7 protein-coding genes are annotated in these 7735 nt (G+C 61.3%); 1 reads left to right on the top strand and 6 read right to left on the bottom strand.

All coding sequences use genetic code 11. The features are described from left to right. Positions 1-113: 113 nt before the first annotated feature. A complete protein-coding gene (locus tag NTW95_04400; GenBank protein MCX6556661.1) occupies positions 114-2636 on the bottom strand; it encodes a helicase-related protein in 2523 nt (840 codons plus the stop codon). Positions 2637-3265: 629 nt separating this feature from the next. Here NTW95_04400 and NTW95_04395 point away from each other — a divergent pair. After that, on the top strand, positions 3266-3649 hold the full coding sequence (locus tag NTW95_04395; GenBank protein MCX6556660.1) for a hypothetical protein: 384 nt from the start codon (positions 3266-3268) through the stop codon (positions 3647-3649). A 97-nt stretch (positions 3650-3746) separates the two neighbouring features. Here the strand turns inward: NTW95_04395 and NTW95_04390 are convergent, their stop codons facing one another. The 5 genes from NTW95_04390 to NTW95_04370 all read right to left on the bottom strand — a co-directional run. After that, positions 3747-4229 (bottom strand): DsrE/DsrF/DrsH-like family protein, encoded by a 483-nt coding sequence (locus NTW95_04390; protein MCX6556659.1) that lies wholly within the window; start codon positions 4227-4229, stop codon positions 3747-3749. Positions 4230-4257: 28 nt separating this feature from the next. After that, positions 4258-5388: a 4Fe-4S dicluster domain-containing protein gene (locus NTW95_04385; GenBank protein ID MCX6556658.1), complete on the bottom strand. Its 1131-nt coding sequence runs from the start codon at positions 5386-5388 to the stop codon at positions 4258-4260. Positions 5389-5390: 2 nt separating this feature from the next. Then, complete coding sequence (locus NTW95_04380; protein ID MCX6556657.1) at positions 5391-5669, bottom strand: MarR family transcriptional regulator; 279 nt, start codon at positions 5667-5669, stop codon at positions 5391-5393. Then, complete coding sequence (locus NTW95_04375) at positions 5659-7422, bottom strand: FAD-dependent oxidoreductase (protein ID MCX6556656.1); 1764 nt, start codon at positions 7420-7422, stop codon at positions 5659-5661. The genes NTW95_04380 and NTW95_04375 overlap by 11 nt, the downstream gene beginning before the upstream one ends. Beyond that, positions 7422-7735, bottom strand: a 314-nt coding sequence (locus tag NTW95_04370; protein ID MCX6556655.1) for a glutamate synthase, incomplete at its 5' end; no start/stop codon positions are given. The genes NTW95_04370 and NTW95_04375, both read right to left, overlap by 1 nt.

Here is a 7735-nt window from a genome sequence, read left to right as displayed (position 1 = left end):
CGCTTCGAAACCGGGCTGAACCACGGCGTAAAATTCGTGGCGCCTGCCGATGACGTGGTCCTTGACCCGCCTTTGCAGCGCTTTTTCATTGACGCCATCACCGGGCTTCAGCGTCATTTGATCGTCCAGCCCTTAGTGCGGAAAACATTGTCCAGGGCCGCTTTCTTGAATCTGCTTTTAAGCTCCTGCCACTGGCCGGCCAGCGGGAGAAAATGGGCGTTGGCCTCCTCCAGGGTGGGGAAATGTATCAGGAAAACCTGGCCGTTCTCGATGGTCGGGACTGAATAGAATTCGAACGGCGTGTTGTCCTTGCCGTTGCCGCCCTGGAAGGGCATGGGGAAGGGGAGGTCGGCCGCATCGCCGATCTCGATGCTTTTTTTATCGTTTCGCCACTTGCGGCCGAATATGTCGTTCTTCAAATAGGTGTTGTAATGGCTCACCGCTGCGGCCCAATTTTCAAAGCGCAATCCCTGCAGCAGAAAGCCGGGTTCCTCGCCGCTGGGCAGGATGATCTCGTCCTTTTCCACGCGGTGGAAGTGCTCGTAGCCCAGGGTCAGGTAGGATTTTGGGCCGATGTAGGTCATAGGGAGTTCCATGTCCTTGATCTTCAACAGGCCGGGCCAGCGCACGGCCTTCAGTTTTTTCAGCCAAACGTAAGGCAGCAGGTGGTTGAGGGTGATGCGCCGCAGGGCGGGATGGAACTGGAAAAAAAAGCGCAGGTCGTCGATCTTGAGGCTGCGGCGCAGTTGGCGGTAGAGGAATTCGCGGAGCACGTGGTCGAAAGGCGGCAGTTTTTCGCCCAGCACGGCGGCTGCTTCCTTGAACCAGGCGCGATTTTTTTCAATCTCGCCACGGCAGGGCAGCCATTGGCTGTTGTCGGCGAACCATTGCAGGGCCAGGGTCAGGAGGGTGTGCTTTTCGTCGGGGCTCGTCCAGTCGGGAGCGGCGGCGACGGTTTTGATCATCCGGCCGCCGAAGAAAATCTGTTCGTCGACGCTGATCTTGTCCTCTTTCAGGACGATGGCGCGGCGCTTTTCGTAGCTGAATGGCGATAGCTCGTCCAGTTGCTTGAGCGACAGCTCCGAGGCGAAGGTCAACAGCGGGATGTATTTTTCCTCCTTGTTGCCTGTCTTCTGGTCTTCGCGGTTGATGATCAGGTCGAAGGGCAGGGCAGCGACCATTTCCGGCTTGGCCTCGTTCAGGATCGACGTGCGCTCGAGCTGCCTCTCTTCCTTTTCGCGCCAGTATATCCCGTCGCCCCTGAAGTAGACGCCGTCGCAAAAAGCCGAGAGGATGGCCCGGAAAAGATGTTTCTGGTCGCTCTCGTTCCACGGTCCCCTTCGGGGGACCGGCTGGGCCAGCCGCTTCCTGAGTTCGTTGTAGATTTCGCTGGCCAAGGCCGTCTTCTTGCGCGAGATCAACCGGGCGTTCGCTTTCTCGTCCTCCCATATCTCGAGCTGGTTGAGCAGGTCCGATTTGAAGGGCGAACGGGAGTAGCCCCCGCCGCTGAACTCCTTGTTGACGATGCCCCTTGTCTCGAAGATGGCAATGGCTTTCAGGGCGCGGTCAACGACCCGGGCGCCCCCCTTTTCGGCTTCCAACAGCAGCCGGGCGCTGCGCACCGACAGCGGCAGCTCGGCCATCCTGCGGCCGTCCGTTGTCACCTTGTTCTCCGGGCTCAGGGCGCCGAAATTCTTCAGGTTCTGGATCGCCTTGAGGATCAGGCTGCGGTTGGGGCGGTGGAAAAAATTGAACTCCAGCGGCGTCAGCCCCCATTTGTACATGCGCAAGACCACGCTCTCCAGGTTGAGGCGGCGGATCTCCGGTTCGGGATAATCGCTGCGCTCCTCCATGCCGCGCTCGGAGCAGAGGATATAGACTCCCTTTTTCACCCGGCCGGCCCGGCCGGCGCGCTGGCGGCACTCGGAAGTGGAGATCTCGGTCGGATACAACCCCTCGATGCCCGATACCAGCCGCACTTCCTTCTTGACGCCGCTGTCGATGACCGCGTCGATGTCGTCGATGGTCAGGCTGGTCTGGGCGATGTCGGTGGCCACGACGGCTTTAGGCAGGGGGTAATTTTTAAACACCTTGCCCTGTTCGTTGATGGAAAGTTCCGAATGCAGGGGGAGGATGACTGCCTGCTGCTTGTCGTGTTCCAGCAGTTCTTTCAAGTTCTGCATGGTTTCTTCGATCTCCTGTTTCCCTGGCTGGAAGATCAGGATGTTGTGGCCGCTTTCGAGTAGATTGGCGGCGTCGGGGAGGAAAAAACAGGGGTGGCGCCGCTGGCAGACCACCGGGAAGCCGCGGCCGGGAATAGTGATCACCGGGGCGTGGTTCAAGAACGCCGAGATCTGCCTGGCCTTCAGGGTGGCGCTCATGATCACCACCCGCTTGCCGCTGCGCTGGTAATAGCCGCTGTCCAGGTTCTTCTTGACCAGCCCAACCAGCACTTCCTGGTTCAGGTTCCACTCGTGGATCTCGTCCAGGATCAGCACGTCGTATTCGCGCTTGCCCTGGATCTCCTGCACCATCTGCACGCCGTCGGTCAGGTACAGGAGCGCCGTCTGGGGCGACTTGTTGCTGTCCAAGCCGGTCTGGTAGCCGATCTCGTCTCCCCAGCAAACGTTGCACACATGGGCCAGATAATTGGACAACGCGCGGGCGGCGATGCGCCGCGGCTGGGTGACGTGGACCTTGACGCCGGCCTGCCACAGCCAGTAAGGGACGCGGGTCGATTTGCCGGCCCCGGTCTAGGCGGTCAGGACCAGCACCGGGTTGGAGGCGATTTCCCCTTCGATCTGCTGGCGGAAGTCATCGACGGGCAGCCTGGCGGTGAAATGCATGAATAATTATAACATAGTCATATTATAAGTTTCGTAGTGCCTAAAATCCAACGAAACTTATCTAATATGACTATATACCAACATTTGATGTTTTTGGCGACTAATCGAAATTGCCAAAAACATAATGTTGGTAGGCCGGGTTTGTCTACATATGCCGTGGGCAGTTTTGTTGTAGGGGTAACCCTTGCGGTTACCCTTAAACAAGGGTGGGGGCCCCATTCTGGGACAGACAAATTACATCCGCCAAGCGGATAATTTGTGCTGCAAGCCCCACCCCTACATCGTGGCATATCGAGCCAGGGCTGATTTTACACGTGCGGCGGAAGCCGTAGCCGGGCGGTTTCTTGCTCAGAAATTGACTTTTTGTACTCATTTCTGTCAATATAAAAGAAAGCAATCAACTCGAGGAGGTGAAGGGGATGAAGCACGCTCTTCTGATCGGGGGCCTATTGGCCTGGTTGCTCTGCGGCGCTTCCGGCTGCCTGGCCGAGGGGGACTATTATCTTGCCGGGACATGGAACGTTAGCTTCGCGATCACGGGCGGCGGCAGCGGCAACGGTACCGCGGTCCTGACCTGCGCCGGGACGGTGGAAACCGGCTCTGCCCAGTTTGCCGACAGTCTCGGCCACAGCGGCACCGGCTCCTACACTGTCTCCGGAAAGAACGTGACCATCCAGCTCAGCGGCGGGGTTCCCGGCGGGTCCGAAACGCTGAGCGGGTCGTTCAGCAGCGAGGACACCATTTCCGGCACTTTCACCAGCGCCGGCGGCGTATCGGGCACCTGGACTGCCGCCCGCGACTGACGCAAAATCCGCCCCAGCCTGTCGTTCGGATCGCCGGCCTGCCGCCATAAAAGAAGTAGCGGCTGCCTATTCGCGCCTAATCAATATACTGTCTTTCCTAGATAAATAACGTGAACTTGGATTCCGAGGCGTCAGCGATGAAGGAGGCGACGCCGCCGATCTTGACGCCGTCGATCAGGTCCTCCTTCTTGATCTCCATGACATTCATGGTCATCTCGCAGGCGGTCAGTTTGACGCCCTGCTCCTGGGCCTGCTTGAGCATCTCGGGGAGGGTGGCCACTTTGTGCTTCTTCATCATCATCTTGAACATGACCCGGCCCATTCCGCCGAAGCTCAGTTTCGAGGGGTTGAGGCGCTTCATGCCGCCGCGGTTCATGACGCCGAGCATCTTGCCCATGACGCCCGTGCCAGTCAGGTTGCCCTTTTGGATGGCCTTCAAGCCCCAGAAGGTGAAAAACATGGAGACCTCCATGTCGAAGGCGGCGGCGCCGTTGGCGATGATGAAGGCGGCCATGACCTTGTCCATGTCTCCGCTCAGCAGGACGATGCTGGCCTTCTCGACGGGTTTTGTGTCACTCATAATATATCCTCCTTGATATTCATTCTGGCTATTTCAAGCCGGCGATCCATAGAGCTATTGGCCGGTAGATGACATGGGCGAACTTGCTGAACGGGAAAGTGACCAGCAGGTCGAAAACGACGACCAGGTGGAAGGCGAACGTGCCGTAAGCGGCCATGGGCATGCTCAGGAAACGGAACAGGAGCATGATGTAGCCGCTGAGGACGGAAAGAGCCAGCAGCAAAAGGAAGGCCCAGTCGCTGGGGTGGGAATACTTGCCTACCGCGGTCTTGCCCTTGAGGCGCAGATAGAAATAATACCCTAGGCCGAGCGCGCAAGCGACCCCGGAAATCGAGCCGATCGCGAGCGAGACCCAGCGCGGCAAAGGCAGCCAGCGGTAGTCGACGGCGAGGATGATCAGCGTGGCTAGGAACATGCCCATAAAGCCCCAGGAAACGCCCATGTGCGCCAGGCGGCGCAGCTTGTCGTCGGAGCACTCGCCGAAGCGGCTCTGCCACACCGCCTCCTTCAGCGCCTGGAATGCCGATTTGCCCGCCTTCTTGGCCGGGATGGCCGCCGTTGTTCCCGCTGGAGGGACCTCTTGGGTCCCGACGTCCCGGTCCCCTTGGGCCGGGAGCGCCCGGTGCAGGTTGCGGAACAGGGTCCAGATCTGCGCAACGGAAGCCAGCACGATGAAGCCCACCAGGGCCAACCCGGCGTCGTGGATGCGTCCCAGGGAGACGAAGGAGAGGAAGTCCACCTTGTCCCGGTTCATGGCCGGGTTGTATGCCAGGAAGATCGCCGCCAGCGCCGCGGCGCTGAGCAGCAGCCAGGTAAAGACCGAGGCCAGCGACGAATAGACGGCGTCGGCGAGGCGGCCGAGCGCAAACCTTCGCGTGGCGAAGCGGCGCAGGGCCATCATCAACGCCGCCGGCTCGGCCTGGCGCGGGCAGGAATCGCTGCACTCGCCGCAATAGTAGCACAGCCAGGGCTCGGGGGCGGACAGGATCCTTTTCTCGAGGCCGAGCAGCGAATAGCGGATCATGCGCCGCGGGAATGAGGCGGCATCCTTGGAGAGGGGGCAGATGGCTGAGCAGGTGCCGCAGCTGTAGCAGGCTTCCAGGTCGAAGGCGCCGAGCTTCTTGATCTCGGCCAGGACATTGGCGTTTACCTTTTCCATGGTCACTTCACTTCGAGGATGGCGTAGCGGTAGTAGCCTTCGTCGTCGGCCTTCTCCGATGCCTTGACCTTGTTGTAGCGCACGAAACCCATCAGCCACCAGGTGGCTTCATCAGCGGAGATGCTCAAGGATGCGGCCAACTCGCGGACGGTTTGCGGCCCCCGGGCGCGCAGCAGGTCCAAGATCTCTTTCCTGGCCGAAAATTCCTGGCGCGCCGTCTCGCGCTTGCGGCCGCTGAGCAACACGCTCTCCGGGAACCGTTCGCGACTATCATCCTTCATGGGCGACCTCCCGGGCCAGGACATCGATCATGGCCTCCATCTGCTCGTCGGTGTATCCCTTCAGCTGGGTGGCGTCGAGCGGGCAGGGGGGCAGGCAGGCGCCGCAGCCCTTGCACAGGACGTCGACCACCTGCGCCACCTCCTTGTCGCCGTAAGCGACCTTCTCTATGGCGCCGTAGGGACAGGCCGGCTGGCACTTGCCGCACCAGGTGCATTTTTCAGGCTGGACATAGGCGACAAAAGGCTGCAAATCGACATAGCCCTTGACGAGTAGCGCCGCCGCCTTGGCCACCGCCGCCAGCGACGATACGACGCTCTCGCCCGCGTTTTTTGGCCCCTGGCAACTGCCGGCGATATAGACGCCGTCGATGACCGTTTCCACCGGCCGCAGCTTGGGGTGGATCTCGTTGTAGAAGCGGTCGGAGCCCAGGGGCAGCTTCAGTACTTGGATCAGCCCGTCGTTCGACCGCGCCGTCATGCCCGTGACCAGGACGACCAAATCGGCTTCCACAGCGATCTCGTCGCCACCGGTCGACAGGTCCTGCACGGCTACCTGCCAACCCTCGCCGCTCCTCTCGAGACGCGGCGGCCGCTCTTCGTGGAAGCGCAGAAAGACCGAGCCTGTCTTGCCCGCCTCCTCGTAGAGCGACTCGAACTTGCCGTAGGTGCGCATGTCGCGATAAAAATGATAGCACTGCAGCTTGGGAAATTTCTTCCTGGCGCGCACGGCCAAATGGGTGGCGGTGCTGCAGCAATGGCGCGAGCACCAGCGGTTGGCGCCTTCGCTTGTCGCGCTCTGGCGGCTGCCCACGCAGTAGATGAAGGCAACCTTCTTCGCCTCCCGTCCCGAGTGGAGCAGCTTCTCCCCTTCGGCCTGCAGCAGGCGCTCGAATTCGGAGAGGGTGACCACGCCGGGTTGGCCGTACTCGTATTCGCCCGGTTTCGGCTCGTACTCGCTGAAGCCGCTGGCGACCAGGATCGCCCCGACCTGGATGCGGACGGTCTCCTCGGTGCGCCCGGCGACGGCGGCCGCGCTGCGGATGCGGATCGCCAACTCGAATTCGCCGATGTGGCCGCTCTTCTCGGCCAATTCGGCGTTAAGGAAGAGTATGATGTTGGCGCGCTTCCCGATCTCGGCCAGGAGCATGGCGATCAATTCGCCGCCGTTCTTGCCGGCCGGAAACATCTCGCCCAGCTGCGCCACCCGGCCGCCGGCGCTGGCTTCCTTTTCGATCAGGAAGACCTCGACGCCGAGGTCGGCCAGCTCGAGCGCCGCCCGCAGTCCGGCGATGCCGGCGCCGATGACCAGCACCTTCTTTACCGACGTGACGCGGATGGGCTGCAGCGCTTCCTGGCGCAGGGCTTTCTCGATACCGGCGCCGACCAGGTTGGCCGCCTTGCAGGTGGCTCCCTCATGGTCGTCCGAGTGGGCCCAGGAGCACTGTTCGCGGATGTTGACCTGGACGTACTGGAACTGGTTGAGCCCGGCCCGGTTGGACATGTTGCGGAAGGTGGTCAGGTGCAGCTTGGGCGAGCAGGAGGCGACGACCATGCCGTCGAGTCCCTGCTCGCGGATGTCCTTGATCATGTCGTTCTGCGAGGCGTCGGAGCAGGTGAACATCGAGGTCTTGGCCACGGTGACGCCGTACTCCTTCTCGATGCGCCGGCGCACCTCCTCGACATCGACGTGGTCGGAGATGTTGCCGCCGCATTGGCAGATGTAGACGCCGATTTTCCTCTTTTTCTCTTCCATCACGGCTTCCCCTTCATTTTTTCGATGTAGACCGCGGTCTGGGCGGCGGCGGCCCCGGCGCTTAGGATGGAGTCGGGGATATCGAGCGGCCCGGTGGCCGTGCCGGCGCTGAAAACGCCGGGGATGGACGTGCGGGCCGGGTCGACCTGCTTGCCGGGCTGGGCGACGAAGAGCGTCTCGTCGACGGCCAGTTCGGCGTCGGTAAAAAGCCGCCGGCACTCGTCGTGGGCCACGATGCCCACCGCGAGGACGACCAGGTCGTGCTCCGCCTCCCGCACCGTGCCGTTGTCGTCGATGTCCTCGTAGCGCACCA

This window comes from Candidatus Aminicenantes bacterium (assembly GCA_026393795.1).
GTDB lineage: Bacteria > Acidobacteriota > Aminicenantia > UBA2199 > UBA2199 > UBA2199.
Note: the sequence above shows the minus strand (reverse complement) of the source record. Positions and strands in the feature narration are given on the sequence as shown.